We start from the raw sequence: 26,968 nt of genomic DNA on the forward strand, positions 1-26,968 counted from the left end.
GGAGAAATCTTCAATCGAAGACCAACCGCGCCCGACGGGATGCCGGCTTCCACCGATCAGACCCGCTCGAAGATCGCCGCGATTCCCTGCCCGCCTCCGATGCACATGGTGACCAGAGTGTAGCGGCCCTGGATGCGCTGCAGTTCATGCACCGCCTTGACGCTGATGATCGCGCCCGTGGCACCCACCGGATGCCCGAGCGAGATGCCTGAGCCGTTGGGATTGACCCGCGCCGGGTCCATGCCGAGCTCCTGCATCACCGCGCAGGCTTGGGCGGCGAAGGCTTCGTTGGCTTCGATCACATCGATTTGTTCCAGACGGATACCGGTGCGCTCCAGCACCTTGCGCACCGCCGGCACCGGACCGATGCCCATGTAAGCCGGATCGACACCGGCATGGGCATAACCGACCAATCGCGCCATGGGCGTTAGCCCGAGTGCCTTTGCCCGTCCCGCCTCGGCCAGTATCAGCGCCGCAGCACCATCGTTCAGACCGGACGCGTTGCCCGCAGTCACGGTGCCGTTTTCCTTCTTGAACACCGGTTTCAGTGTGGCGAGTCGTTCGGCCGTGAGATCCGGGCGCAGATGCTCGTCGGTATCGAACAAAACGCTGCCCTTGCGGGTAGCGATTTCGACCGGAACGATCTGCTCGCGAAAGTAACCGCTCTCCAATGCTCGAGCGGCACGCCGCTGGCTCTCCAATGCCAGTGCGTCCTGCTGTTCACGGCTGATGCCGTAGCGTTCGGCGACGTTTTCTGCGGTCACGCCCATGTGAAACTTGCCCCAGGGATCGTGCAACAGCGTGTTCATGTAGTCGATCGCCGTGCTGTCACCGAGGCGCGCGCCCCAGCGCAGATTGGGCAGGATGAACGGCCCGCGGCTCATGCTTTCGGCTCCACCACCGATGGCCACATCGGTATCGCCGAGCAGGATCGACTGCGCGGCAGAGATTACCGCCTGCAGGCCCGACCCACACAGGCGGTTGACGTTGAACGCCGGTGTTTCCAGCGGAATACCTGCATCTACGGCGGCCACTCGCGCCAGATAGCCGTCTCGAGGTTCGGTGGGTATCACGTTGCCCATCACCACGTGGCCAACCGCATCCGGCGGCGTGCCGGAACGCTCCAGAACGCCGCGACAGGCGGTAGTGGCAAGGGAAATCAGGTCGACGTCCTTCAGCGCGCCGCCGTAGGAGCCAATCGGTGTACGGACGGCGCCGACAATGACGATTTCGCGTTCAGCCATGGTTGTTCTCTTTCATTGATTTCAGGTTGCGCCGGTCGAAGCGGCACAGGGTTGGTCGATCCTAGCCGGATAACGCCTGAGAACAATACGGACAGCTGCAGAAAGGCTCTGCGAATTTGCAGAACCGTATGGTCATTCCCATCGGACGACGTTGCGATGCGCCTTTTCGGACGTGAAAGCTGTATTTCGTAAAACCGTGCCGTCGAAGTCGCGCTGGGCGGAGCCAGGAGTGCGTCCGTCGCCGATGCCACACCAAGCGGGAACATGCATGGCCGCACCGGGCCCAAGCTAGACCACCGACCCGGAGATCCAGCGATGAGCAAGGCAGTCAAACCGGACGCAGAACAACCCTACTTCGATACGCCCACACACATACCGAGCGGCAGCAACCACCAGATTCCGCACAGTCACCGACTGATCTATCGCGACCACGACATCATCGTGCATATCACCGGGTACGAGTACGAAACCTTTGGTGAAACACTCTGGGCCGTGGGGGCCGAGGTGGTGAAAGACCGCGAGATCGTAGTCCCGGTGAACGTCGATCAGACGCAGCATTACCGCAGCTTCGACGAAGCGCTCGAGCACGGCACGGAACTGGGCAAACGACTGGTCGATGAGCTGTAGCGGTGCCACACGGGGATACAGGAGCATTCCTAGCCAGTATTCGCGGCGCCTTCCCCCTGCATATCATCAGAAGGAAACCTACCGATGAGTGAGAACAACGCGAACGTCCGACACGACGAAGACCAACAGCGTTACCTGCTGGAAATCGATGGCAAAGCGCTCGGCTTTGCCGAATATCGGCAGGACGGCGACCGCCAGATATTCACCCACACCGAAGTGGATCAGAGCCTCGAAGGCCAGGGCATGGGCAGCATATTGATTCGCCAGTCGCTCGACGATGCTCGCCGGCGCGGCAAGCGCATCGTGCCCGTCTGCGGGTTCGTCGCCGCCTATGTAAAGAAGCATCGTGACTGGGACGACATCATCGACTCGTCTGTTCAGTAGAATAAGCCGCTTGCCCCGCTCCCACAGAACCCCGGGCGCTCGCCCACAGCAAAAGAACAAGGTAACCCGCATCCCTTGGATGAGGTCTGATGCGGCGATGCCCCTCCAGAGAAGAATTTATGAGCAACGAGCTGCAAATCGAGGACATCCTGCTGGGCGACGGCAAGGCAGTCGTCAAGGGTGCGCTAATCACTACTGAATACCGCGGCCAGCTCGAAGACGGCACCACCTTCGACTCCTCCTATGAGCGCGGCAAGCCCTTCCAATGCGTGATCGGCACCGGGCGCGTGATCAAAGGCTGGGACCAGGGCCTGATGGGCATGAAAGTTGGAGGCAAACGCAAACTTTTCGTCCCCGCCCACCTCGCCTACGGCGAACGGCAGATCGGCGAGCACATCAGGCCGAACTCGAACCTGATCTTCGAAATCGAGCTGCTGGAAGTGCTGACGCGCGATGATTGAATGACTGCGGCGCTAACGCCGCAGCCACAACCAGATCAAACCAACGCGGCCTGCCGGGTCGTATTGAGAGTCGGGTTCGCTGAGCCCAGCGACTGGACGACCACGTCGCCGATCATGTCCGCAGTGATGGCACACAGGGTCCAGCCGAGGTGCCCGTGGCCGGTGTTGTAGAACACGCAGGGCGACTTACCGCGGCCGACCTTGGGCATCATGTTCGGCATCATCGGGCGCAGCCCGGCCCAGGGGATGACGCTTTGAGTGCTAATGCCGGGGAAACATTCGGCGACCCAATCCACCAGCGGACGAATACGGTCGGCGCGGATGTCGCGGTTGTAGCCGTTGAACTCGGCGGTGCCAGCCACTCTCAGACGGCGGTCGCCGAGGCGGCTGGTTACCAGTTTGGTTTCGTCGTCCAGCAGGCTGACGGTCGGTGCAGCCGCACGGCTGGCCTCGTCGTTGAGGTTGACCGTTATCGAGTAACCCTTAACCGGATAGATGTTCACCCGATCGCCCAGTTGCGCAGCCAGTGCTCGACTGGAGGTGCCGGCGCAGACGACCATGGCATCGAAATCCAGGCGCTCTTCGCCGCCTGGCGTGGCAATGGTCACGCTGGCACCGTTGCCGTCGGCCGCGACATGTTTGACGTCCTCGCCGTAACGGCAATTTACGCCCAGGCGAATGGCCGCCGCTGCAAGGCCATTGGTAAATTTGTGGATGTCGCCAGTGGAGTCGCATTCGGTGTAGTAGCCGCCGTAATACTGTCCTGCCAAGGTCGGCTCGATGGCCCGCATCTCGTCCGGCGTCACGCTACGGCGCGGCAAGCCGCCCTGAGCCAATAGCGTGGACACCTTTCCGGCATGATCGAAGCCGGCCTTGTCGCGGTAGATGTGCAGGATGCCGGCCTTTTTCAGATCGAAATCGATGCCCTCGTCCTCTGCCCAGGCGAACAGGTGTTCACGGGCAGCGATGGCCAGGCGTGCGGTCTCGATGGTGTTGTTGCGGTATTGCGGGATGGAGCCGATGAACTCGGCGAACCAGGAGAGCTTGTGCCAGCTGGGCTTGGGATTGACCAGCAACGGCGCATCGCTCTTAAGCATCCACTTGAGGCCCTTGAGGATGGTCGACCAATGGGTCCACACCTCCGCGTTGGAGGCAGAAAGCTGGCCACCATTAGCGAAGGAAGTTTCCATCGCGGCGTAGCGGTGCTTTTCGAAAAGGGTCACGGTGAAACCGCGCTTGGCCAGCGCATAGGCAGTGGTGATGCCGGTAATACCACCACCAACGACAGCGATCGTCTTCATTTTTGCAGCTCCAGAACGTCAACAGGTTAGAGCCCGCCCGCACATGCGGATCAGGCGCCCCCTCTGTTCTGGACCTGAGAGTTTCACGAGAGCTGGCGTAGCCGGTCCTCGTTTGCTCCTTCGGTGCGCCAAGCGACGAAGCCTGGCGGCTCTTCAGAGTTCACCCGCGATATCGGTCCTTTTGCCTGAGAGTTTCCGGGGCGGTTGCTCCTTCGGCGCTGCACACGGCGATGCCGTTGCAGTCTCTCCCGATACCACACCATCCTTTATCAGGCGATCAACGGCGATCTCCCGATAGACAAAGCTAGGCACGCTGCGTGCCAGAAAATTCATCGCTACATCGGCTTTACCATCCGGCCGACTGGCCAGTGCATTCGGATGCAAGAAAGCGATTGGCGTCCAGCATTTCTACAACACAAACCAAATAGAAGATACCCCCGCCGAGCGGCCCGGCACAGACGCAACGTCAGCCGCCCACCACCGAGATCAACCGGGCAATGTCGACTGGCTTGGTCATATGGATGTCGAAACCCGCCGCCAGCGCGTTCTCCTTGTCGCTCGGCTGCCCCCAGCCAGTAATGGCCACCAGCAGGACGTCCGCATTAACAGGGTGCGCTCGAATCAACCGCGCTACTTCATCGCCGCGCAGGCCAGGCATGCCGATGTCCAACAACACCACTTCCGGTTCGAGCTCCTGGTAGCGCTTGAACGCCTCGATACCGTCGAAAGCCAAATGAACCTCGTGGCCTTCCAGCCGGAGGATTTCGGCCATGGTTTCGCCGATGTCGCGGTTGTCATCGGCAACCAGAATCCGCCGCGTGCGGACCGTAACTCCGCCACGCTCGCTGGGTTGCCGGCCGGATTGTGCTACCGCCATTGCCGGCAGACTCAGAATGAATTCAGCACCCAGACCCAGCCCCGCGCTGCTGACGCGAATATCCCCGCCGTGCAGATTCGCCAACCCTCTGGCCAACGCCAGACCGATACCCAGGCCACTGTTGACCTGCATCCCGGCTGTGGGTATCTGTGCGAATCGCTCGAAAATCAGCTTGAGGTTTTCACGAGCGATACCCAGGCCGTTGTCTGCCACCGAAATGGTCGCCATCTCGCCGTTCAGAGCGGCACTGATGCTGATCCGCCCACCATTGGCGGTGAATTTGGCAGCGTTGTTCAGCAGATTGGTGAGGATCTGTTCGAGCCGGAGCGGGTCGGCGTCCACCAGGATCGGCTCAGTGGGCAGCTTCACGATAAGCTCATGCTGTTTCGCTTCGATCTTGGCGCGAACCGTCTCGACGGCACCATCGACCACTGCGCTCAGGTCCAGCGACTCCTTGCGGAGTATCAGCTTGCCCAGGGTGATGCGGGATATATCGAGCAGGTCGTCCAACAGCAACGCCATGTGACGGACCTGCCGCTCAATGATCTGCTGGCTGCGCAGCTTCTGCGCCTCGGACGCAGCGGGCGAGCCGAAGATGCCGGCTGCCAGGCGTATCGGTGCCAGCGGATTGCGAAGCTCATGGGCCAAGGTCGCGAGGAATTCATCCTTGCGTCGATCAGACTCCAGGATCGCCTGTTCCTGGCGTTTGGACTCGGTGACGTCGGCAAACCAGACGGCGAGCCTGTGCTCGAAGGGTGTGGCGATCAGGCGCACCCAACGTTCGCTGTCAAAGGCCGTGCTACGCATCTCCACATCACGCGGCTGCTGCTGCGTCGCCACCGCCACCAGCGTGCCCATGGCTTGCGGATTGGCATTAGGCCCGAGTACTTCGCTGAGGCGACGTCCCGTCAGCTCCACGACCATTCCGTGCAAGCTCGTGGCACCGGTTGGATTGATGAAGTCCAGCCGAAAGTCATGCAACTCACCTGCAACATCAAGGTGTGGCGAGAGGATGGCGAACGGGACGGTAGACGAGTCCAGCGCCACCTGCAGCCTTCTTTCAAGCATGCCCGCCTTGGTCTGTACCCGCGACCGATCGATGAATACCGCGGCAAGACCGGCCGAGAGGTCGGCCAGGCGGATCTCCCGCTCGGTCGGTGGTCGCGGCTCTTTGAGCTGTACGGTCAGCGTGCCCAGAACACTGCCATCGCTATGCCGAATCGGCGTGCTGTGAGCAGAGCGAAACCCTTCGGTACGGGATACCGCAAGAAACTCAGTAAAACGCGAATCGGTTTCGGTGTCTGTCACCACTACCCGACAGCCATTCTGTATCGCCGCACCGCAAGCGCCGAGTCCGGGCGCTACATTGTCCATGAGTTCCAGTGAAGCGGCTGAAAACCCCTTCGATGCGTGAATGCGCAAGGGTGACGCGCCATCGCTGAGCGCCAGCAATCCATGGGTTGCGCCGTGCAGCTCGCACAACGCATCGACAATTGCGTCGAGCTGAGCAGCCAGCGTCGGCAATTGCAGCAGGCGGTTACCTAACGCCTGCAGCAGTTCGAGATCGCTTACTTGCTGGGTAAGATCCCGCTGCGCCAGCTCCAGCCGTGACAGCATGCTGTCGCGCTCGGCTTCGCTCGCTTGGCGCGCCTGGGCAGCAGAAGCCAGGGCACGACCGACCTCACGCACCTCGTCGATTTCGCTATCCGCTGCCTGGACCAATTGGCCACGACCGATGGCTTGGGCTGCACGCCGCAACTGACGCATCGGCACGTTGATTCGCCGTGTCGCGAACAACGCCGCGGCAACCGCGAACATCAGCGACAGCAGCAGCCCACCGCCGTACAAGGTGTACGCTCGAGCAGCACCGGCTTCTACCGCCTCGGTGGGCGCACCTGTCGCGACTACCCACTTGGACGGATACAGGCGGACAAACGCGGTATAGACCGAAGAGCCTTCCATCGTCATCGACAATCCGATGCCCTCGTCGGCGGGATTGTCTAGGAGCATCTGCGCAAGCGTCGGCGAGGCCGACTGGCCCACTGTTTCCAAGTGTCGTTGAGAGCGAGCGATGCGTTTACCCGAAGCGTCCAGCACGGTAGTAACCCAGCCCTGAGGCAACCGGCGGTTGCTGATAACTTCAACGATGGATTCAGGCTTGAGCACCGCCGTCAGGACATAGCGGGTGCCCGCGTCGATTTCGACCGGCACGCGTATGGGAATCCCCCACACCCCACCGGGACCCAGCCCCATGTTTCCGATCTGCGGCTCACCTGTGCGCATCAGTTCAGCGAAGCTGCGCGGCTCGGCAATCGCCTTGGATGCAGGCGGATCGTGCTGCGAAACGCGCCGAATAACCTCGCCGTCGGGAGTGATGATGAGTAGCGCATACCAGCTGGGCACCGAAGGCAACACGCGCCGGACCATACCGGAGAAGCCATCGATATCGCCTTCTTCGAGCAACGATGACTGCGACAACGCCTGTAGCACGTCCAAGGAGCGCTTGAGCTCGACTTCGACGGCTGTGGCGGCCAGGCGTGTGGCTTCGAGGCTGCGCTGTTTCGCCAATTGCTTCTGGTCGTTGACGATCGATACCAGGCCCAGCCCGGCTACTAGCGCCAAAGGCATAATCCCGGCAAGCGCGATAGCCAGCAGACGGCTGCGCAACGGTACCGAACGGGCCGGTTTCGTTCCACTTGCCTGGTTCAAAATAGCTCCACCCCTCGCGCCCTGGCTGACTCAGGGCATTGATATAGATCTTTGGCGAAACGGTTTAGCTTAAGCGATCCGCGCGGGTCGCGTATTCGTTGGATAGCGTTTGCCGCAGGTAGTTTTAACGCCCTGCTTGCCGGAAACGGCTCCCGTCATTCATCGCGTATGCAGGTCAGCAGCGCGTTGAGGGTTGAATCCCCGTATTCACCGCTCATGGTAAGCGCGCCGCGGCCACCCGGAGCGATGATTGAGACAGGAGATTCGTCCAGCCCTGGCGAGGCCTCGGTATCGCCAGGATGCAGCTGGCAGGCTACCTTGAAGCGCTCGTGATTGGTGATAAGGACCTGCACCAACCCTGACTCGATGCCAGCCTGGGTATCGGTGTCCAACTCGCTTATCTGCACGTCGAGATTCAAGCCGTTCAGTTCACGTTCCAGCTCGAGCGGATCGGCCAGAGCCATCGGTGGCAGCAGGAACAAGCCCAGCATCAAAATCGTTTTCATCGAAGCCCCGTGAAAGTCGACTCATACCATATGAGCCGTCAGAACCTGCGTGAGTTCGATCCGCACCTTCGTAGTCTTTATCCAATCGAGCTGCCTTACACACGCGAAAAAAAGGCCCGCATCAAGCGGGCCTGGGCAGAGGATCGGAAGACTGGGCCGTTACTTCGGCAGCTTGAAGGTAATGAAGCTGGCCCGCCCTTCACGTAGTACACGCATCGACACGGACCGATTGTTCGGCAAATCCTTGACGACCTGGCTGAACGTGTCGACCGAATCGATGGCTTCATTGTTGAGGTGGGTAATCACATCACCCGGACGCAGACCGATCATCGCAGCAGGGCCCTGGCTGATATCGCTGATTACCACGCCACCCGAGATTTCAAGCGCCTGACGTTGCGCGTCCGTCAGTTCTGTCACGGAAACGCCCAAGCGGTTGTAGCTGTGCGTGGCCCCACCCGAGCCGCCAGCGGACGCAAGGAGATCGCCATCTTCCGGCAAGGCGCCAATATCGATAATCAGGGTTTCGCGGTCGCCATCGCGCACCACCTCGAGCTTGGCTTCGGTACCCGGCTTCATCGCGCCGACCAAGTGCGGCAAATCGCCGGACATATCGATGGATTTGCCATTCAGGCTCAGGATTACATCGCCCACTCGCAATCCACCCTTGGCCGCCGGGCCGCCATCCATGACCTGTGCAACGAGCGCACCGGCCGGACGTTCGAGACCGAAGGACTCGGCCAAGTCCTTGTTTACTTCCTGAATTACCACGCCGAGCCAGCCGCGGCTGACTTTCCCGTCTTCACGCAATTGATTGGCGACGTCCATGGCAACGTCGATAGGGATCGCGAACGACAAGCCCATGAAGCCACCGGAGCGGGTGAAGATTTGTGAGTTTATGCCAACGACCTCGCCTTCCAGATTGAACAGCGGCCCACCGGAGTTACCCGGATTGATTGCCACATCCGTCTGAATGAAAGGCACATAGCTCTCATTCGGCAGGCTGCGGCCGGTGGCGCTGACCACACCAGCGGTTACGGTGTGATCGAACCCAAACGGCGAGCCGATGGCGACGACCCACTCGCCCACCTTCAACTCCTCGGAGTTGCCTAGCTTTACCGTCGGCAGACCATCTCCTTCGATTTTCAGCAAGGCGACATCGCTTCGCGGGTCGGCCCCGACCAGCTTGGCTTGCAGCTCACTACGGTCAGGCAGGCGGACCATGATTTCATCGGCGTCAGCCACCACGTGATTGTTGGTCAGTACGTAGCCGTCTTCGGAAATGATGAAGCCCGAACCCAACGACTGCGCCTCACGACGGCGATCCGGCTGCTGTGGCATGCCGCGCTCGAAAAACTCGCGGAACATTGGCGGAATGTCTTCGAGGTCAGGCATTTGCGCCTGTGCACCACGCATCGGCTTGTTCTGTTTGGTACTGATGTTGACTACTGCCGGCGAGGCACTCTCGACCAGCGGCGTGAAATCCGGCAGCTCGGCGTGAGCAACGAGCGTCTGGCCAAACAGCGCCACGCCTGCCACGACAGCCATGAAGTTTTTACGAAGAATCATGGTGACTGGTCTCTCCACGATGGAAAAAGATGATTAAACGCCCCGCTTCTAGCGGGTCGGCGAAAACGTTGGCAAGCCGGCCAAGACAAGACGGGAATCGCTGAAGAGCCGTATATGAGCCTTTTTAAGCGATTTCTAACGCAGTATTGGCAATCCAGATAATCGCCAACGTCGTGCTGGCACAATGCGGCAATCCTGCCCAAGCGACCCAGGCAAAAAGCAGCGGGCCGCCGCGTCTCGATAGCTGTATCAACAACCAGGTCGCGGCCAACCCACCCAAGGGAGCAGACTGTTCCATCAGCCTGAACAGAACTCTACGCCTAGGACAGTCAGATTCGTGTGAAGCGGACGTAAAGGAAAAGTAAGGTTTCCCAACAGCAGAACTGCGACCGGTTGTCCTTCGCTAGTTTGCGTGCTCCAACAGCCCGGATTCTCCCGCCAGTTGCCGCAAGCGTTGCGTGTCTTCGGGCAGAACGAGTGCAGCTTCAGCACGTTTCAGCGCCAGTTCGACATGTCGGTTCGCAGCGACCGTAACCGCCGCATCGCCAAGGCGCCCCAACGATGCCAGTCCTTGCTGCAAGCGGATTCCGACTTCGATCAGCGCCGCGCCATCCCGGGCGATTGGGGTGAAGAAATCATCGAGCATGTCAGCCACGCTCAGCCCCGGCGCGAATACACGGCGAAATAGCGGTTCCTCGGGAGCGACTGGTCTGGAGAGGTGGGAGAGCACCCGAACACCCCGACCAATGACGTCGATGGCCGTTCCCTGATCGTTCATGGCCGGCGACAAGGCTCGCGAGGCAATCTCGGCAAGCACAGTGATTCCGAAACGCGGGTCGCGCTCGAAGGTCCGTTGCGCGCCGATGATGAATGCATCACGCAGCTGGCCCTCGCATTCGTCCTCGATGCCAATCGTCCAGGCGATTGGCTGAGTCGGTTCGACGAAGGTTCCGGGCAGAACACAAATATAGACCGAGCTGCTCTCCTCCTTCGTCAGCAGGCCTAGCGCAGGCATATCGATGTGCTGCACGAAGCCTACCTTTGTGGGATACAAGGGACGGGCACCGGGCAACGCCCGCGGATCGACGGCCAACGGGCAACCGCCTAAAAATGGCTGCTCTATTCGCTGACACAAGGCTTTGGTGGCAGCATCCTCCACCCGTGCGGTCGTCTCTGCGACCCGGCCAAGTCCTGAGAGCTGATCGATCCAGCGTAACAGCGCATAAACGATCAAAACGACCACACCGATGGTCACCGCGAACAGCACCACCCTGCCCTTATCACCATAAAGGCCTGTGCTCAGCGCGATGATGCCGACCAGGCTGAAGATGAACGAACCGATGAAGGTGGATAGGGTGTTTTGTGTGGTGGGGTCTTCCACCAACAACGAGATCGCCCGCGGGGTGACATTGCTGGTCGCTGAACCATAGGCCGCCACCATGATGCTCAATGAAAAGGTGGTGACCGCAAGCATGCTCGAAGCGAGCACCCCGAGGATGTTATCGACCGCATCCGAACCGATCTTGGTGGGGATGTCGTCAGGGATATAGGGCGCCACAGCCAGAGCGAGCAGCGCAGTCGCGACACCCAGGACGGAAAACAGGCTGGCTCTGAACCAGGGCCGCTTGCTGATACGGATGAGAAACCACTTCCAACGCTCGACCATCTGCTACTCGCCATTCGTCCGTTTCAGTACAGACAAGACCGGACAATGACCGTTGCGCAAGGTGAGCAGTTTGTTAATCAGCCGCCGCGGTCGCAGATCAGTTCTCCAAGAACCGGGTAACCGTTGCCGGCAGGTCACGCATATCGCTGATCACCGCCGACACTCCCAGCTCACGCAGCGCCTGGTCGTGGCCGGCCGGAATATGGCTGGCACCGGTAAAGCCGATCACCTGCATGCCGGCGGTGCGCGCGGCCAGCACGCCGGTCGGGCTGTCTTCGACCACCAGGCAATGCCCGGGCGCAACGCCCATGCGTTCGGCGGCCAGCAGATAAACATCGGGGGCGGGCTTGGGCGAAGCCACCATTTCAGCACAGAAGATGTTGCCCGCGACCCGCTCGCTCAGCCCGGCGCGACGCAGTGATGATTCAACGTTGTGCAGGCGGCTGTTGGACGCCACGGCCAGTGGTAGATCAATGGCATGCAGCGCGTCACGCACGCCCGGAATTGCCTGGACTTCTTCTGCCACCGTTTTCTCGCTTTGGCGCCGCAGATCGTCATCGAAGGTCGATGGCATCTTCAGGTCGAAGCGCTTTTCGATCAAGTCGATGATGCTCGGCACCGTGAGGCCGAAGGTGCCTTCCAAGGCTTCACCCAGTCGCTCGGCCGGGACGTGGAGGCTCAGCGCCTCGAACAACACACGGTGGCTGATGATTTCGCTGTCGACGATCACGCCATCGCAATCGCTGATCAGCAGGTCGATAGTGGCCATCGGGTCTCCTGGTGGTGGATGCGCGGCAACGGCGCGACGCCTCCAATGCGCGGACAGGCCTTAGACTGCGACCAGCCCGTCGAGTTTTATCCAGGCCACCACGCGGATCGCTCAGCGAATTCCCAGTAGTCGGTCCAGCGACCACCAGCCTGCACCGCGGCCGACGATTATCAGCAGCAGGCCCATCCAGGTCAGATGGGTGGGCCAGGCGTCGGGATACACGAACATCTGAATCACCAGCGTCATCCCCAACAGCGCTAGCGCCGATAGCCGCGCCAGCAGGCCCAGCACCAGCAGCAGGGGAAACAGATGCTCGGCGTAGGTCGCTAGATGCGCCGCCAGCTGGGGCGAAAGCAGCGGCAGTGCGTATTCGGTCTCGAACAGGTCGTACGTGCCCGGCTTGATCGTCAGAAAGCCGCTGACCTTGGTCCGACCGGAATAGAAGAACACGGCGGCAATCGCCAGGCGAGCGACCAGCGACAATACGGAATCGCTGATAACGGCCTGCAGCCAGCCGGCGATCCGATTCCAGCATTGAAGCAACCGCAGGTGAGCGGTGGATGAGGTTCTGCGTGTCGCGTCCATATCAATCGCCTCCATTACTCGTCAGGTCGCTGGGCTCAGCGGCAAATACGCCGGCCTCGAACAGGCGAGCCAGCAGGTCGTTGAAGTCCAGATCGGGTTGGGCTTGCAGCGCCAGTGTCGACGCTTCGTCCAGCCTGCATCGCGCCGCGCACGCATCGAGAAACGCGCAACCGCCGGCCCCCAACGGCTGCCAGACAACGCGTCCAGCCAGGCGGCACATCAACCCACCTTCGCCTTGCCAGATTAGGGGTTGCGGCACGTCCAACTCTTCGCGGTTGCAGCGCCAGATGGTGAATACGGGCAATGCGAACCATTGCCAGCGTGTCGCAGCGCATGGTCTGAGGTGCAGCTCGGCAAGCGTCTCAGGCGCCTGCGCGGCGAATGCATCCAGTGTCAGCGGTGCTTGTTCCGCGGCGCTGAACGCTTCGATCCAAAGCCGATCCAGGCGTGCCACCCCCGCTAGATAAGGCAGCTCGCGTGCTGGCTCGAAGGCCTGCAGAAAGTCCGCGAAGTCGGCGCCATATTCGATCAGCTGCGCCCGTATCGGAGGCGAACTCCGCACATAGTGGGCCACCGCGGCGGTAAACCATTCGGCGCCGACCAGCCGCTCGACTGTCGGGAAGTTGGCCCGTAGCGCATCTACGCAGCCTTTCGTCACCGTATTGCGATACACCGCGAAGCCTGGCTGAGCGGTGAGCGTCGCGATCAAGCCATCCGCTTCGTCGAAAGCTGCCGGCTCGACGCCCTGCAGAGCGTCGACGAACGCGTCCTGAAACCGCCCCAGCGACATACTCATCCCACCCTCCCCTGGCGATCGAGCAAGCGCTGTGCGCAATCGCGCTCGTCCAGCAAGTCTGCGAAAACCGGCAACTGATCATCACGCTCGATCAGCGTGGGCCGCGCGCCGATTCGTTCGATCAGTCGCTGATACAAGGCCCAGACCGCCGCGGTGATCGGCGCATCGTGGGAATCGATCAGTAAACCGGAATCGCCTTGCGGATCTTGGCTATGGCCGGCCAGATGCACCTCGAGCACCGCCTGAGCGGGGAATCGATCGACATAGGCAAAGGCATCGAAGTCGAGGTTATGCGCGCTGACATAGACGTTGTTGATGTCCAGCAGCAGGCCGCAGCCACTGCGCCTGGCCAGCTCGGCGAGAAAGTCGATCTCGTCCCACTCGTGCCCCTCGATGCGCAGGTAATGGCTGGGGTTTTCAACGGCGATCTGGCGGTCGAGAAAATCCTGGGTGTGCTGGACGTTATCGACGATCCGCGCAAGCGAAGCGTCCGTGCGGGGAAACGGCAACAGATCGGGATGGTACTGACCTCGCCAGGCGGACCAGGCAAGATGCTCCGAAACAAGGGCTGGCCGAACCCGTTCGGCCAAGGTTTTGAGGCGTTGCAGATGCAGCTCGTCCGGCGGGCAATCGGCTGCCAGCGACAGCGACACGCCGTGCAGCGACAGCGGATGCCGCTGCCCGACCGCCTCCAGCCAGGCCAGACGAGGGCCGCCGTTGAGCATGTAGTTCTCCGGATGTACCTCGAACCAGAGCCCGGAGGCGGTACATGCATGCGCCGCCTCGTAGTACTCCGGTTTGAGACTGAGGCCGGCACCCAGCTGAGCTGACATGATCATCGGCAGCCTAGTCGATCAGGATTCGATCGGCGTCAGCGAGCCCATGCCCTTGGGTGTCTCGATCGAGGTGCAGGTGCCGGCCGGGACGTTCTTCCACGCGTTGCCCTGGTAGTCCATTTTCGACGTACCAGCGCAACTGGTTCCGGCGCCCGCTTTGCAATCGTTCTGACCCGCGAGCGAGACGCCATAGCATTTTTCCATGGCGCCTTCGGTTTTTTCGGCAGCCGTGGCACCGGCAGCAAGGGACGCGAGGGCAACGGCAGCAGCGGTAAGAGCGAGAGTATTCATGTGGTTCTCCATACGGTTCTCAGATGCGACCAGCGGGTTTGCTGGCCACTCAATCGATAGTTCGTAAGGAGCGGGTCGACGGTTACAGGCCGAGGAAAATATTTTTGAGATTTCTTTCAACCCGCCCTACCGTAGCGACGCCCTCAACTTGATGGCTCACTAAACCCAGAAATTGCAGCAGCGAAAAATTCTTCTCTTGTAACCAGAGCACCGAATGGAACGAACTACCCACCATGAGGCATTGAAGGCGCGCGAGATCCGCCTGCAAGCGCTGCTGTTGCGAGGCCTGGAGGGTGACGAGGCGGCCTACCGGCAATTCCTGACGTTGCTCGGTGCGCATCTGCGCAGCTTTCTCAGGCGCCGGCTGCACTCGGCAGACGTTGAAGATCTGCTGCAGGAAACCTTGTTGGCGGTGCATAACGCGCGTCACACTTATCGCGCAGACCAGCCGCTGACCGCCTGGGTACAGGCCATCGCGCGCTACAAGCTGATGGACTATTTTCGCGCCCATGCACGACGCGACGCACTCAATGACCCACTGGACGACGAGGTAATGCTGCTCGCAGGTGAGGATCATCAGGCCGATCAGGCACAGCGCGATTTGACCCGGCTGCTCGAACAGTTGCCCGATAAGCAGCGGTTGCCGATTCTTTACGTGAAGCTGCAGGGGCTCTCGGTGGGCGAAACCGCCACACTTACGGGTCTATCCGTATCGGCCGTCAAGGTCGGCGTGCACCGCGGTTTGAACGCACTCGCCGCCCTGATTAGAGGTTCCCGATGAAAACCGATGACCTGATTTCAATGCTTGCCAGCAACGTGCCGCCCATCGAACGTCGGATCGTCGCCAAGCGCTTCAGCCTCGCCGTGGTGATCGGCCTGTTTCTCGCACTGCTGGTATTGCTGATGTTCTTTGGCGTGCGTCCGGACCTCGCCGAAGTAGCAGCAACGCCACTGTTCTGGGGCAAATTGGCGCTGCCCGCTTCGCTGCTTGGCGGCGCCTCGATGATGAGCAGCCGCCTGGCTCGGCCCGGCGTGCGCGCCGGCGGCAGCTGGGCAGCGATCGGCCTGCCGGTGGCTGCCGTGTGGCTGGCGGCAGCGGGTTTGCTGCTCAGCGTATCGGCCGACAGTCGCTGGACGCTGGTGCTCGGCAATACCTGGCGAACCTGTCCGATCAATATCGCCGTGCTTTCCATACCGGCGTTCGTCACGGTGTTTTGGGCCATGCGAGGCCTGGCGCCGACTCGGCTGCGCCTGGCCGGGGCGGCGAGCGGCCTGTTGGCCGGCTCGATGGCGACGCTGGCCTACAGCCTGCATTGCCCGGAGATGAGCGTGGCCTTCTGGGCGGTCTGGTACGTGCTGGGCATGCTGCTACCCACCGTCATCGGTGCCCTGTTGGGGCCGCGACTGTTGCGCTGGTAAACCGTTAAGACGCGCATTTCATTCAATACCGGCACAACGCCTTCTCCTATCTTCGCGCGGTCATCCCTGCGCGAAAACTAGGAGTTTTTCATGAGTCTGTTCCTCTCTATGGCCGCCTTTGCGCTGGCCTCTTCGATCTCACCCGGTCCGGTCAATATCGTCGCGCTGAGTGCCGGTGCCCAGTTCGGCCTGCGTGCCGCCATGCGCCATGTCAGCGGGGCCACCATCGGCTTCACCGTGCTGCTGTTGCTGATCGGCCTCGGACTCAGCGAGCTGTTGGGGCGATGGCCCTGGCTGACCGACTCGATCCGCCTCGCCGGCGTCGCATTTTTGCTGTACATGGCCTACCGGCTGGCAAGCGACGACGGTCGGTTGAATACGAACAAACCGACCCTGGAACCGACGATGCTCTATGGCGCGATGATGCAGTGGCTGAATCCGAAAGCCTGGTTGGCCTCGGTGGCCGGCATGGGGCTGTTCGCCGCCGCCGGTGATGCGCCTTCGGTATGGCGCTTCGCGGCGATCTACTTCGTGATCTGCTATGCCTCGCTTGCCTGCTGGGCCTATGCTGGCACGTTTCTGCATCACTACCTGAGCGAAGCGGCACGGATGCGACTGTTCAATAGGTTGATGGCCGCGCTGCTGGTCGGCTGCTCGGTTTACCTACTGCTGACCTGACACTCGCTACGGCGCACGTCCCGGTAATGCCCCGGCGTGGCGGCCAGCAGCTGCTTGAATGCACGTTGCAGGTGCGCCTGATCGGCGAAACCGGCGGCCAGGGCGACGTCCGCGATGGGCTGGCCGCGACGCAGCTCGGCGCGAGCGAATTGCACACGCCGATTGATCAGGTATGCATGCGGCGTCATTCCAAAGTGCTTCTTGAATGCGCGGATCAGGCTCGACGGCGTAACACCTGCCGTGTGGCTGATCTCGTCCAGCTTGAGCGAGCGCTGGTAGTTATCAGCGATGAACTCGGCCGCTCGTTGCAGTTTCACATCGCTCACAGGGGCGGCTACTTCTACACCCAACCGCTCGTGCAGCGCGGTGAAAAAGGATACGGCAGCCGCCTCCTTTTGCAGCGGTTCGGCTTCGTTACCGGTGAGCACCGCATGAAAACGGCGGAAACCAGCCTGCAGCTGCGAATCGCGCGTCAGAATCGGGGCGAAGCAGCGAAAACCGGCACCCTCCATGCCCAGGTCATCCTGCAGTTCGCTCAGCCAGTCAGCGTCAACGTAAAGCATGCGATACGCCCAGGGCTGGTCCTCGATCGGGTTACAGGCATGGACATCGCCCGGATTCATCAGCACCAGCGTTCCGGTGTCGATACGGCAATGATGACGGCCGTTGATGTAGGTACTGGAGCCGCTGTCGATCAACCCCACCGAGAAGGTTTCATGGCTGTGCCGGGCATAACAGACGCGGCGCCCATCCGTCACCGTACGCGCCTCGATAAAGGGCAGCGAGGCATCACGCCAAAAGCTGGAGCCTGCAAGGGCGTGCCGGTCAGTGAGGTTTGGCTGATGCATTACGGGCCTTTCGCGAGCTGTCAAGAGAAGGTTCAGATTAGCCGAAAAGTGCACCTGGGATCGCTGCGCAACGCGGCATTGATGACAAGCGCCGGCATCAGATTCCGCCTGGCTCCTCTCGTCGCGGATTGGACGCAACCCTGAACGATCACATCGACAGTCAGTCACCTTTTATAGCCATCCACGCTAGGACTAGACACGGTGCTGTATCCGCTGCCGACGCCTAACCATAACAATCCACGGAGGCCTGATGACCGACTGCACGATCCACTTCGACGGCGAACCCCTTTCAGGTGACGCCGATACCCCGCTAATCGATTTCCTGGCCAAGCACGACATCAATCTGCCTCACGTCTGTTACCACCGCGCCTTGGGCTCGCCGCAGACGTGTGATGTCTGCTGGGTACAAGTCGATGGCGAACTGGTGCGCGGCTGCACGCTCACGGCTCAGGACGGGCTGACCGTCACCAGCCAGGTCGAGCTGGCACGCGATGCGCGCGAGGAAGGCATGGATCGCCTGCTAGCCAAGCACGAGCTGTACTGCACGGTTTGCGAGCACAACACCGGTGATTGCACGCTGCACAACACCTTTGCCGACATGCACATGCCCATCCAGCGCTACCAGTTCCAGCGCAAACCCTACGAGAAAGACCACTCCAACCCCTTCTATACCTACGACCCGGACCAATGCATCCTCTGCGGCCGCTGCGTCGAGGCCTGCCAGAACGTCGAAGTCAACGAGACGCTCTCGATCGACTTCACCATGGATCATCCGCGCGTGCTTTGGGATGGTGGCAAGCCCATCGACGATTCGAGCTGTGTGAGTTGCGGCCACTGCGTCACCGTCTGCCCTTGCAACGCGCTGCTGGAAAAGACCATGCAGCCCGACGCCGGGCCATTCACTGCACTGCCGCAAGACATCAAACGGCCAATGATCGACATGATCAAGAAGCTGGAGCGAACCATCGGCGCACCGCCGATCACCGCCATCTCCAAAATGGACATGCACTGGCGCCAGCCGGAAATCAAGCGCACCAAAACCGTGTGCACCTACTGCGGGGTCGGTTGCTCCTTCGAGATGTGGACCCGCGACCGGCACATTCTCAAGGTGCAGCCGGTGGTCGATGCGCCGGCCAACGGCATCTCCACCTGTATCAAGGGCAAGTTCGCCTGGGACTTCGTCAACGATCCCAAACGCCTGACTACGCCACTGATTCGCGAGAACGGCAAATTCCGCGAAGCCAGTTGGGACGAGGCGCTCGACCTTGTCGCGCACCGGCTGTTGCAGATACGCGACACCCATGGGCCGGACGCCATCGGCTTCATCGGTTCGAGCAAGGCGAGTAACGAAGAGGCTTACCTGACGCAGAAAATCGCCCGCGCAATCATCGGCACCAATAGCGTGGATAACTCCTCGCGCTACTGCCAGAACCCGGCTACCAAGGGCCTGTTCCGCACCGTCGGCTACGGCGGCGATTCGGGCACCATCGAAGATATGGAAAAAGCCGAGCTGATCGTGATCGTCGGTAGCAACCTGTCCGAGAACCACCCCGTGATCGCCTCGAAGCTCAAGGCGCAAAAGAAGCACCGCGGGCAAAAGTGGGTGGTATTCGACCCGCGCAAGCATGAGATGGCCGAACGCGCCGACCTGCACCTGCGGCCCAATTCGAGCACTGACATGGTCTGGGCCTCGGCGCTGTCGCGCTACATGTTCGAGCATGGCTACGCCGACCTCGATTTCCTCACCGGCAAGGTCAACCAGGTCGAGGAATACAAGAAATCCCTCGAACCCTTCACCATGGACTTCGCCGCCGAGGTCACCGGGATCGCCAAGGACCAGCTGATCGCAGCCGCCGAGCTGATCGGCCAGGCGGAGAGCGTCTGCCTGCTCTGGGCCATGGGCATCACCCAGCACAGCCACGGCTCGGATACCAGTACGGCGCTGTCGAACCTGCTGCTGGTTACCGGCAACTACGGACGCCCCGGTACCGGCGGCTATCCCATGCGCGGCCACAACAACGTGCAGGGTGCCAGCGACTTTGGTTGCCTGAAGAACATGTATCCGGGCTACGAAAAAGTCACCGAAGAGAAGAATCGCGACAAGTGGGCCAAGGCCTGGGGTATTCCACCCGAGCGGCTATCGCTGGAAAAAGGCAACGACAACTTCACTATGGTCCAAGGTGCGGACGAAGGTAAGGTCAAGGCGATGTACATCATCGGCGAGGAAACGGCCTTCTCCGACGCGGACACCAAGAATGTGCACAGCGGCTTCGAGAGCCTGGATTTCATGGTGGTGCAGGATATTTTCCTCAGCCGCACCGCCGAGTTTGCCGACGTGGTGTTACCTGCCTGCCCGAGCGTCGAGAAGGACGGCACCTTCACCAATACCGAACGACGCATCCAGCGTTTCTATCAGGTGCTGCCACCGCTGGGAAACAGCCGCCCGGATTGGCAGATCCTCACCGACCTGGCCAAGCGCATGGGCCACGACTGGGGTTACACCCATCCGAGCCAGATCATGGACGAGGCGGCCGGTATCGCCACGATGTTCCAGGGCGTGAGTTACGAACGACTGGAAGGCTGGCAATCGCTGTTCTGGCCGATGCAAAGCGATGGCAGCACTACGCCGCTGCTTTATACGGACCGTTTTCACACCGACGATGGCAAGGCCGTGCTCTTCCCGTTGGAATGGAAGGCCCCGGCCGAATCGGCAGACAGCGAATTCGACATCATGCTGGACAACGGACGGATGCTGGAACAGTTCCAGGGCACCAACCAGACCGGCCGTGGCCCGCGCATCTGGTCGCAGGCGCCCAACTGGTTCGTCGAGGTCAGCCCGGAGCTGGCGAGCGAGCGTGGCATCGAGGACGGCACCTGGCTGAAAATCAGCTCGCGTCGCGGTTCGATCGAGGTACGCGCGCTGGTGACCGATCGGGTCGCTGGCAAGACGCTGTTCCTGCCGATCCACCAGGGCAAGCCGGGCGTCAATCTGCTCACCGGCGAGCACCACGACCCCGACGTGAATACGCCCGCTTACAAGGAAACCGCCGTCAAGATCGAAGTGCTTCGCAAAGGCGAGAACCCGTTGCCACGCAACAGCTTCCGCTACGGCGATCGCACCCCCAACGATGGCGTGCCGGTCGAGGTCAAATGGTACCAGGATGACTATGTCGCGCCACCCGGCAGAGCCCCGCACCCGGAGAGATTCTAATGGCTGAACGTATCGACTATGACGTCAAGCCGACCCCCATCGGCCCCACCGCTCGGGAAGAGCTGGACACCCTTCTCGAAACCCTGCACCAGCGCGGCGTGCTGCGCCTGGCCAACGACATGGTCGGCGCCAACGATCGCATCCTCAAGGTGCTGGTGGACGGGCTCAGCAAGGACGGCTCGCTCAATGCGATCCAGAACCTGTCGATCCTCGGCATGGCGCTGTCGCGCATCGAACCGGCGCAGTTCTACAAGGTGGTGTTCGCCTTCCGGTCCGCGTTCGGTGCCGTTAGCGGTTACAAGCCCGACGGCAAGCACGACGAAGCGCCGGGCGTGACTGGCGCCTACAAGATGCTGCACGACGACGACCTGTGGGCCGCGCTGATGCCGATCATCGAGGGGCTCAAGACGTTCGCCGGCGAACTGGACAAGGAGGCGGAGAAGCCGATCACCGCGTTCAGCGGCAAGCGGACCGAACAATGAGGCGCTGACAGCGCTATAGCTATGCAGATGCACAACGCTCCGCGTCGTAGGGACGCGGAGCGCCCTGCCCTACGGGCCGAGTCAGAGTATCTCCAGCCCTTCGCACTTGTAGTCGCCGATAAAGATATCGTCCTGCAGCACGTCACCGTCGAGGTTGAAGCAGAACAGGTAGCTCTCGGTGCGATCGCCGATCTCCACGCTTTTGAGCCCGACGCACTCGTTGGGGTGTCCCGGCAGGATCTTGAACGAAGAAATACCGCGCTCGGGAATCCGCTCGCCCACTTCCAGCGTGCGTATCTCGCTGAAGTCTTCGTTGGCAATGATCAGCATGTTGGCGCCACGCTCGCGCGCGTCTACCGCTTCGTCGAAGGGTTCGTTCGAAATCTTGCGCGGGAAGAACAGCCACTCACGGCGGTACGGATGCCATTCCGCCGCTTCATGGATGACGTAGCCGTCGGGGCCGACGCCGAGCGCGTCACGGATGCGCTGGTAGCGATCGGCCCAGTTGACGCTGCGCACGCCATAGTTGCGATCGAGCAGCTTCACCCATTCCTCGGCCGGCTTCTTGCCGTGACTTCCGATGACGAGTTGATCGTTCCAAAGCGTCGCCCACTCGCTCTTGAAGCCTTTGAATTCCTCATCACCGCTGCCGGTCATGAGAATGTTGCGCGGCACCAACTGATTCTGACCGCGAACTTCGCAGACCAGCCCGGTGCGATCGTCGAAGGTGACCAGGCGTTTGCCGAACATCACCAGTTCGGAAAATTCGGCGCCCCGCCCGCCTTCGGCTATCAAGCTGATCAGTTGGAATTCGCCGCCTTCGCTCTTCGGTATGTCCTCGAACCGGTATCGAGGCCGGCCGGTTTGCGGGTCCGCCTGCCGATGCAGGCGGTCATGACGCAAGGTCGACTGCCAGGCGATCCGGCCGTCTTCCTGCTCCACCTGCGAGGCGTGGTCCTCATCGGTAATGATCGCGAGCAGATACTCGGATGTGGTGCTGTCGTAGCGCTCGAGTCGCCGAATGTCGAAATGCTGTTCACTCATGGATGGGTACTCGATTGAGACGCGGCGCCAATAGCACAGCGCATGGTGGGCTCGTCTGGGTTCGGACAACGCGCGCACTGCAAGTTCCGGTGGCGCGTCCGACGTGCTTTGATTGCCACCAGGCTTTCACGCAGACTGCGCAGCAGCTTCGTCTGTTTCATTGTCGAAGCCCCACAGTACACGACGATCGGGACGGCATGATTTTTCATCTTTTTCAGCGACACTCACAGACCGGCGACGCCTCGTCGCTTACTCGCCGCGCCGCCGCCAGTATCGGCGGCGCCCTGCTGCTGAGCCTGGCCGGATGCGGCAGCCAGCAACCGGAAACGCCCGCGCCACGCCCCGATGAGGTCCGCGCCAAGATCGTTCGGCTGATCCCGAGCGATATACCAAACCGCCAGGGTTGGGCGACAGATATCTATGCCGCGTTCGATTCATTGGATATCCCACCGAACAGCGAAAATATCTGCTCGGTCCTGGCCGTGACCGTGCAGGAATCCACCTTCCAGGCGACACCACCGGTTCCTGGCCTGGCGAAGATCGCTCGCGAAGAGATCTACCGGCGTGCGTCCCGGCTGCATATTCCGCGCTTCATCGTAGACGCGGCGCTGGACGTCCAATCGCCCAACGGCAAGAGCTACAGCCAACGCCTCGCCGCGGTGCGTACCGAGGAACAGCTGAGCGCGATCTTCGACGACTTTCTCGGCATCATGCCACTCGGCAAGCAGCTGTTCGGCACGCTCAACCCGGTCAAGACTGGTGGCCCGATGCAGGTCAGCATCGCTTTTGCCGAAGATCGCGCACGCGACTACCCCTACCGCCGCGAAGGCTCGATTCGGGACGAGGTCTTTACCCGCCGCGGCGGCATGTATTTCGGCATCGCGCACCTGCTCGACTACCCCGCCAGCTACAGCCAGCCGCTTTACCGCTTCGCCGACTTCAATGCTGGCTGGTATGCCAGCCGTAACGCTGCCTTTCAGGCCGCGGTCAGCCGCGCCAGCGGCACCAAGCTGGCGCTCGATGGCGATCTGATCATTCACGGCAGCAGCAAGGCCGGTCAGACCGAAATGGCCGTGCGCTCGCTGGCCAGCAAGCTGGATATGAGCGACACCGCCATCCGCAACGCGCTGGAACGCGGCGATACCCACGGCTTCGAGAAAACCCGGCTATACGAACGCGTCTTCGCCTTGGCCGAAAAGCGCGCGGGCAAACCCTTGCCTCGTGCCGTGCTGCCGGGTATTCGCCTGGAGAGCCCGAAAATCACCCGCAACCTCACCACCGCCTGGTTCGCCAACCGCGTCAACGACCGTCACCTGGCATGCATGAAGCGCGCCGGCAGCTGAGCCGGAGAAGCCAAATCGCAGGACTCGTCGCGATGCTCAAAGAGTGGACGCCAGCGTGGATAAGCGCACCTGCAAGATTGCGGCTTCAACCACCTAGCAGCCCCATCCCCGCCAGTACAAAAGCACCGACTGACACGATCAGACCCAGCATTACCACCAGGCCATCCCTGGTGGTAATACCCAAGCCGAACAGGCAGATCGCCGAGAATGGCGCGGTACTGGCGAAGGGCAACAGCTCCAACGGCGGAACCGAAGTTGCCAGCAGCACGCATAACACGGCGATCAACCGCAAGGCGCCCTTGCTGGTCGCCCAGGTCAAGCGTGCCCTGCTGATTTTGTCCAGCCAGCGCACCAGCGGTCGGATCTTGGTCAGGCCTTTCTCCAGTTTCTCGCCACTGACCGAGCGATTGCCGAGAAACGCCGGAATCCAGAAGTGATCCCGCCCGAACAGCATCTGGATGGCAAATAGCGCGATGATCAACGCCAACAGTGTGGGAATACCCGGAATACCGCCAACCGGACTGATCTCTATGAGCGCCGGAACGAACAAAAAGGGACCGAAGCTGCGCTGCCCGATCTTGTCTTGGATATCGCTGATCGAAACCTTGCCCTGACCATCGCCCAGCTCGACGACGCCATCGATCACCTGCTCCAAACGTTCGTGCTCGTGCTGCTGGGCCTCGGCCATGGGGTCCTCCCGATTGCGGATTGAATGCGAAACGGACCGGTTGTAGCTCCAGCCCATGCAATCAGTTGAACCCCTGACGCTCGCTCGCGTTCCCTTGCGTCAGCCGACACCACGCGTCAGAAGGTCCGCAAGCGTCAGGCTGAATATCAGCAACAACCAGAAGCCAGCGCCCAGCGCGAAGAAACGCACCAGCGCCGAATGGGTGCCGAGCTGCATGAAGCCGATGATGACCAACGCCACCTGCCCCGCCGCGCCGAGCAATACCCAGCGGGACCAGGCCGGCAACAGCAGAGCGAGCAGCACATTGGCGCCCAGCAGAAGCAAGAGGCCAGCGTAGGTCAGCAGCAATCCGCGCAGACTCATGCCGGTCTCCCGAGCAGATAGAGGGCGGGATAGAGAAAGATCCAGATGACGTCTACGAGGTGCCAGTAAAGGCCGACCATTTCCAGCGTGATGGCACGTTCCGGCAGTTTCATATGGCCGAAGTGGATGCGCGCCGCCATGCCCAGCGCCAGCACCACGGCGATCAGAACGTGCAGGCCATGCAGCCCGGTCGAGAGCAGATAGATGTTCATATACAGCCGCGCCGCCGGTTGCGTCAGTGGCGATTCGTCGCCCATGTTCGGTAGCAGACCTTCACGGTATTCCCAGGCGTATTCGAAGCCTTTGAGGCCAAGAAAGCCCAACCCCAGCAATGCCGCGAGCAGCAGCCATAGCTGCATCTGGCGGTAGTCCTGCAAGCGTGAAGCACGCACCACGAGGCTCATGCACAGGCTGCCGGTCAGCAGTAGCGCGCTATTGAAGCCGGCCAGCAGAAAATGCATATGTCCTACCGCCTCCGCCACCGCCTCGGGGTGCGCGAACCGGTAATAGCAGATCACCAGGAGCAGTACGCCGAACATCATCAATTCGGTCGCGAGGAACAGCCACATGCCCAGATAGGTGGCCTCACGCTGCTGCGCGGCGGTCTGGAAATGTTCGGCGAGATAGCCCTCACGAACGTCCATGCGTGGCCTCTGGCGGATAGTCGTAGGCTTCGAAGTCGACTATCGGTATCTCGGTGAAATTGTGTGTGGGTGGTGGCGACGAGGTGCGCCACTCCAGGCCAGCCGCCTCCCAGGGGTCGTCATCGGCGATCGGCCCGTAGCGCAGCGACCAGAGCAGGTAGAAGAACGGCAGGATATAGGCCACCGCGAGTATCCCGGCGCCGGCCGAGGACAGCACATGCAGGAATTGAAAGTCCTCGCCATAGCTGTGATAGCGCCGCGGCATGCCGAGGTAGCCAAGCAGGAACTGGGGAAAGAAGGTCAGGTTGAAGCCGAAAAAAATCATCACCGCGGCGATCTTGCCCCAGAGCTGCGAGTACATCCGCCCAGTCATCTTTGGCCACCAGAAGTGCAGCGCACCGAAGAACCCGGCCACTGCCGCGCCGACCATGATGTAGTGGAAATGCGCGACCACGAAGTAAGTGTCGTGCACATGCACGTCGGCGGCGAGCAGCGCGAGGAACAGCCCGGTCACCCCGCCAACCACGAACAGCCCGATGAAGGTCAGCGCGTAGAGAAAGGGTGCGTTGATGGTGAGGTTGCTTTTGTAAAGCGTCGCGGTCCAGTTGTAGACCTTAATTGCCGACGGAATCGCCACGAGAAAGCTGAGCAGCGAGAAAACCATGCTGGCGTACATCGACTGGCCAGCGACGAACATGTGATGCCCCCAGACCATGAAGCCGATGACTGCAATGGCGAGGCTGGAGTACGCAACGAATTTGTATCCGAAGATGCGCTTGTGCGCGGCGGCGGTGACCAGCTCGCTCATCACCCCCATGGCCGGCAGGATCATGATGTAGACCGCCGGATGGCTGTAGAACCAGAACAGATGCTGGAACAGCAAGGGATCGCCGCCCAGCGCCGGGTCGAACACACCGATGTGGAACAGATGTTCGGCTGCCACCAGAAACAGCGTGATTGCCAGCACCGGCGTCGCAAGCACAAGGATCACCGAGGTCGCGTAGAGCGACCAGACGAACAGCGGCAGGCGAAACCAGGTCATCCCCGGCGCGCGCAGGGTGTGCACGGTGACGATGATGTTGAGCCCGGTAATGATTGATGAAAAGCCAGTGATGAAGACACCAAGAATGACCGCAACCACATGGCCATTGCTGAACATGGTCGACAGAGGCGTGTAGAAGGTCCATCCAGTGTCCACCCCGCCGGCCAGCAGCGAGAAAATCGTGAACAATCCACCGCCGACCAGCAAATACCAACTGAACAGATTGAGCTTGGGAAACGCCATGTCCTTAGCGCCGATCATGATCGGAATGAGGAAATTGCCGAATACCGAGGGGATCGAGGGAATTAGAAAGAACCACACCATGATCACACCGTGCAACGTGAAGGCACGGTTGTAGCCGTCAGCGGTCAGCAGGTCGCCCTCCGGCGTGACCAGTTCGATGCGGATCGCACTGGCCGCCAGCCCGCCGAGAAAGAAAAACGCAGTCACCGCGATCATGAACAAAATGCCGATGCGCTTGTGATCGGTGGTCATCAGCCAGGTGCGCAAGCCGTGCTCATCCGCGAGGTAGCTCGGGCGTTGATTGGCGGCGGGATTTTTTTCGCTCAACGACGCATCTCCTGTTGT

At 61.1% G+C, this 26,968-nt stretch carries 26 protein-coding genes and 2 riboswitches; of the genes, 9 read left to right on the forward strand and 17 right to left on the reverse strand.

The annotated features are described in order from the left end of the window. Positions 1 to 56: 56 nt before the first annotated feature. Positions 57 to 1,244 carry an acetyl-CoA C-acyltransferase family protein gene (locus tag NAV33_RS02835; RefSeq protein ID WP_255976704.1) on the reverse strand — a complete coding sequence of 396 codons (1,188 nt, stop codon included), beginning with the start codon at positions 1,242 to 1,244 and terminating at the stop codon, positions 57 to 59. Positions 1,245 to 1,559: 315 nt separating this feature from the next. Between NAV33_RS02835 and NAV33_RS02840 the strand changes: the two genes are divergently transcribed. From NAV33_RS02840 to NAV33_RS02850, 3 genes are all read left to right on the forward strand, one after another. Beyond that, positions 1,560 to 1,871, forward strand: coding sequence for a hypothetical protein (locus NAV33_RS02840; RefSeq protein WP_255976706.1), 312 nt, complete (start codon positions 1,560 to 1,562; stop codon positions 1,869 to 1,871). 84 nt (positions 1,872 to 1,955) lie between these two features. Further along, positions 1,956 to 2,255 (forward strand): GNAT family N-acetyltransferase, encoded by a 300-nt coding sequence (locus tag NAV33_RS02845; protein ID WP_255976708.1) that lies wholly within the window; start codon positions 1,956 to 1,958, stop codon positions 2,253 to 2,255. Between the two features lie 119 nt (positions 2,256 to 2,374). Next, complete coding sequence (locus NAV33_RS02850) at positions 2,375 to 2,716, forward strand: FKBP-type peptidyl-prolyl cis-trans isomerase (RefSeq protein ID WP_255976710.1); 342 nt, start codon at positions 2,375 to 2,377, stop codon at positions 2,714 to 2,716. Positions 2,717 to 2,751: 35 nt separating this feature from the next. Here NAV33_RS02850 and NAV33_RS02855 read toward each other — a convergent pair whose 3' ends face one another. The 10 genes from NAV33_RS02855 to NAV33_RS02900 all read right to left on the reverse strand — a co-directional run bounded on the left by NAV33_RS02855 (position 2,752) and on the right by NAV33_RS02900 (position 14,618). Beyond that, positions 2,752 to 4,017 (reverse strand): D-amino acid dehydrogenase, encoded by a 1,266-nt coding sequence (locus tag NAV33_RS02855; RefSeq protein WP_255976712.1) that lies wholly within the window; start codon positions 4,015 to 4,017, stop codon positions 2,752 to 2,754. Positions 4,018 to 4,078: 61 nt separating this feature from the next. Then, a riboswitch (glycine riboswitch) is annotated at positions 4,079 to 4,176 on the reverse strand. 4 nt (positions 4,177 to 4,180) lie between these two features. Continuing rightward, positions 4,181 to 4,278, reverse strand: a riboswitch (glycine riboswitch). Between the two features lie 205 nt (positions 4,279 to 4,483). Next, positions 4,484 to 7,603 (reverse strand): ATP-binding protein, encoded by a 3,120-nt coding sequence (locus NAV33_RS02860; RefSeq protein WP_255976714.1) that lies wholly within the window; start codon positions 7,601 to 7,603, stop codon positions 4,484 to 4,486. Between the two features lie 155 nt (positions 7,604 to 7,758). Further along, positions 7,759 to 8,109 (reverse strand): hypothetical protein, encoded by a 351-nt coding sequence (locus NAV33_RS02865; RefSeq protein ID WP_255976716.1) that lies wholly within the window; start codon positions 8,107 to 8,109, stop codon positions 7,759 to 7,761. Positions 8,110 to 8,268: 159 nt separating this feature from the next. Further along, on the reverse strand, positions 8,269 to 9,675 hold the full coding sequence (locus NAV33_RS02870) for a DegQ family serine endoprotease (RefSeq protein ID WP_255976719.1): 1,407 nt from the start codon (positions 9,673 to 9,675) through the stop codon (positions 8,269 to 8,271). A 403-nt stretch (positions 9,676 to 10,078) separates the two neighbouring features. Further along, positions 10,079 to 11,341 (reverse strand): DUF2254 domain-containing protein, encoded by a 1,263-nt coding sequence (locus NAV33_RS02875; protein WP_255976721.1) that lies wholly within the window; start codon positions 11,339 to 11,341, stop codon positions 10,079 to 10,081. 97 nt (positions 11,342 to 11,438) lie between these two features. Beyond that, entirely contained in the window at positions 11,439 to 12,110 is a 672-nt protein-coding gene (locus tag NAV33_RS02880; protein WP_255976723.1) for an HAD family hydrolase, read from the reverse strand. 111 nt (positions 12,111 to 12,221) lie between these two features. Next, entirely contained in the window at positions 12,222 to 12,695 is a 474-nt protein-coding gene (locus NAV33_RS02885; RefSeq protein WP_255976724.1) for a DoxX family protein, read from the reverse strand. A 1-nt stretch (position 12,696) separates the two neighbouring features. After that, complete coding sequence (locus NAV33_RS02890) at positions 12,697 to 13,491, reverse strand: DNA-binding domain-containing protein (RefSeq protein ID WP_255976725.1); 795 nt, start codon at positions 13,489 to 13,491, stop codon at positions 12,697 to 12,699. Continuing rightward, a complete protein-coding gene (locus NAV33_RS02895; protein ID WP_255976728.1) occupies positions 13,488 to 14,330 on the reverse strand; it encodes a DUF692 domain-containing protein in 843 nt (280 codons plus the stop codon). The genes NAV33_RS02890 and NAV33_RS02895 overlap by 4 nt, the downstream gene beginning before the upstream one ends. A gap of 15 nt (positions 14,331 to 14,345) precedes the next feature. Next, a complete protein-coding gene (locus NAV33_RS02900; RefSeq protein WP_255976730.1) occupies positions 14,346 to 14,618 on the reverse strand; it encodes a DUF2282 domain-containing protein in 273 nt (90 codons plus the stop codon). 214 nt (positions 14,619 to 14,832) lie between these two features. On the opposite strand from NAV33_RS02900, the gene NAV33_RS02905 reads away from it, so the two are divergent. The 3 genes from NAV33_RS02905 (at position 14,833) to NAV33_RS02915 (ending at position 16,715) form a co-directional block, all read left to right on the forward strand. Further along, positions 14,833 to 15,399, forward strand: coding sequence for a sigma-70 family RNA polymerase sigma factor (locus tag NAV33_RS02905; RefSeq protein ID WP_255976732.1), 567 nt, complete (start codon positions 14,833 to 14,835; stop codon positions 15,397 to 15,399). Then, positions 15,396 to 16,037, forward strand: a complete 642-nt coding sequence (locus tag NAV33_RS02910; RefSeq protein ID WP_255976734.1) for a DUF1109 domain-containing protein — start codon at positions 15,396 to 15,398, stop codon at positions 16,035 to 16,037. The genes NAV33_RS02905 and NAV33_RS02910 overlap by 4 nt, the downstream gene beginning before the upstream one ends. 90 nt (positions 16,038 to 16,127) lie before the next feature. After that, a complete protein-coding gene (locus NAV33_RS02915; protein ID WP_255976736.1) occupies positions 16,128 to 16,715 on the forward strand; it encodes a LysE family translocator in 588 nt (195 codons plus the stop codon). On the opposite strand, the gene NAV33_RS02920 is transcribed toward NAV33_RS02915, so the two are convergent. Continuing rightward, positions 16,697 to 17,563 (reverse strand): helix-turn-helix transcriptional regulator, encoded by an 867-nt coding sequence (locus NAV33_RS02920; protein WP_255976738.1) that lies wholly within the window; start codon positions 17,561 to 17,563, stop codon positions 16,697 to 16,699. The genes NAV33_RS02915 and NAV33_RS02920 overlap by 19 nt on opposite strands. 250 nt (positions 17,564 to 17,813) lie before the next feature. Between NAV33_RS02920 and fdhF the strand changes: the two genes are divergently transcribed. Both fdhF and NAV33_RS02930 read left to right on the forward strand, forming a co-directional pair. Beyond that, positions 17,814 to 20,774: a formate dehydrogenase subunit alpha gene (gene fdhF, locus NAV33_RS02925; protein WP_255976740.1), complete on the forward strand. Its 2,961-nt coding sequence runs from the start codon at positions 17,814 to 17,816 to the stop codon at positions 20,772 to 20,774. Next, entirely contained in the window at positions 20,774 to 21,256 is a 483-nt protein-coding gene (locus tag NAV33_RS02930; protein WP_255976742.1) for a DUF1641 domain-containing protein, read from the forward strand. The genes fdhF and NAV33_RS02930 overlap by 1 nt, the downstream gene beginning before the upstream one ends. Before the next feature lie 81 nt (positions 21,257 to 21,337). On the opposite strand, the gene NAV33_RS02935 is transcribed toward NAV33_RS02930, so the two are convergent. After that, the gene (locus NAV33_RS02935; RefSeq protein WP_255976744.1) at positions 21,338 to 22,300 is read right to left on the reverse strand and encodes a hypothetical protein; all 963 of its coding nucleotides are present in this window, start codon (positions 22,298 to 22,300) and stop codon (positions 21,338 to 21,340) included. Between the two features lie 197 nt (positions 22,301 to 22,497). Here NAV33_RS02935 and NAV33_RS02940 point away from each other — a divergent pair, with 197 nt between their 5' ends. Continuing rightward, complete coding sequence (locus NAV33_RS02940) at positions 22,498 to 23,643, forward strand: DUF1615 domain-containing protein (protein ID WP_255976746.1); 1,146 nt, start codon at positions 22,498 to 22,500, stop codon at positions 23,641 to 23,643. 85 nt (positions 23,644 to 23,728) lie between these two features. Here NAV33_RS02940 and NAV33_RS02945 read toward each other — a convergent pair whose 3' ends face one another. The 4 genes from NAV33_RS02945 to NAV33_RS02960 all read right to left on the reverse strand — a co-directional run bounded on the left by NAV33_RS02945 (position 23,729) and on the right by NAV33_RS02960 (position 26,950). Further along, the gene (locus NAV33_RS02945; RefSeq protein ID WP_255976748.1) at positions 23,729 to 24,331 is read right to left on the reverse strand and encodes an exopolysaccharide biosynthesis protein; all 603 of its coding nucleotides are present in this window, start codon (positions 24,329 to 24,331) and stop codon (positions 23,729 to 23,731) included. 99 nt (positions 24,332 to 24,430) lie between these two features. Further along, entirely contained in the window at positions 24,431 to 24,694 is a 264-nt protein-coding gene (locus tag NAV33_RS02950) for a hypothetical protein (protein WP_255976749.1), read from the reverse strand. After that, entirely contained in the window at positions 24,691 to 25,338 is a 648-nt protein-coding gene (locus tag NAV33_RS02955) for a cytochrome c oxidase subunit 3 (protein WP_255976751.1), read from the reverse strand. Before NAV33_RS02955 ends, NAV33_RS02950 begins: the two co-directional genes overlap by 4 nt. Then, a complete protein-coding gene (locus NAV33_RS02960; protein WP_255976753.1) occupies positions 25,325 to 26,950 on the reverse strand; it encodes a cytochrome c oxidase subunit I in 1,626 nt (541 codons plus the stop codon). The genes NAV33_RS02955 and NAV33_RS02960 overlap by 14 nt, the downstream gene beginning before the upstream one ends. Between the last annotated feature and the right edge of the window lie 18 nt (positions 26,951 to 26,968).

Source organism: Stutzerimonas stutzeri (genome assembly GCF_024448715.1).
In the GTDB taxonomy this organism is placed as follows: domain Bacteria; phylum Pseudomonadota; class Gammaproteobacteria; order Pseudomonadales; family Pseudomonadaceae; genus Stutzerimonas; species Stutzerimonas stutzeri_AR.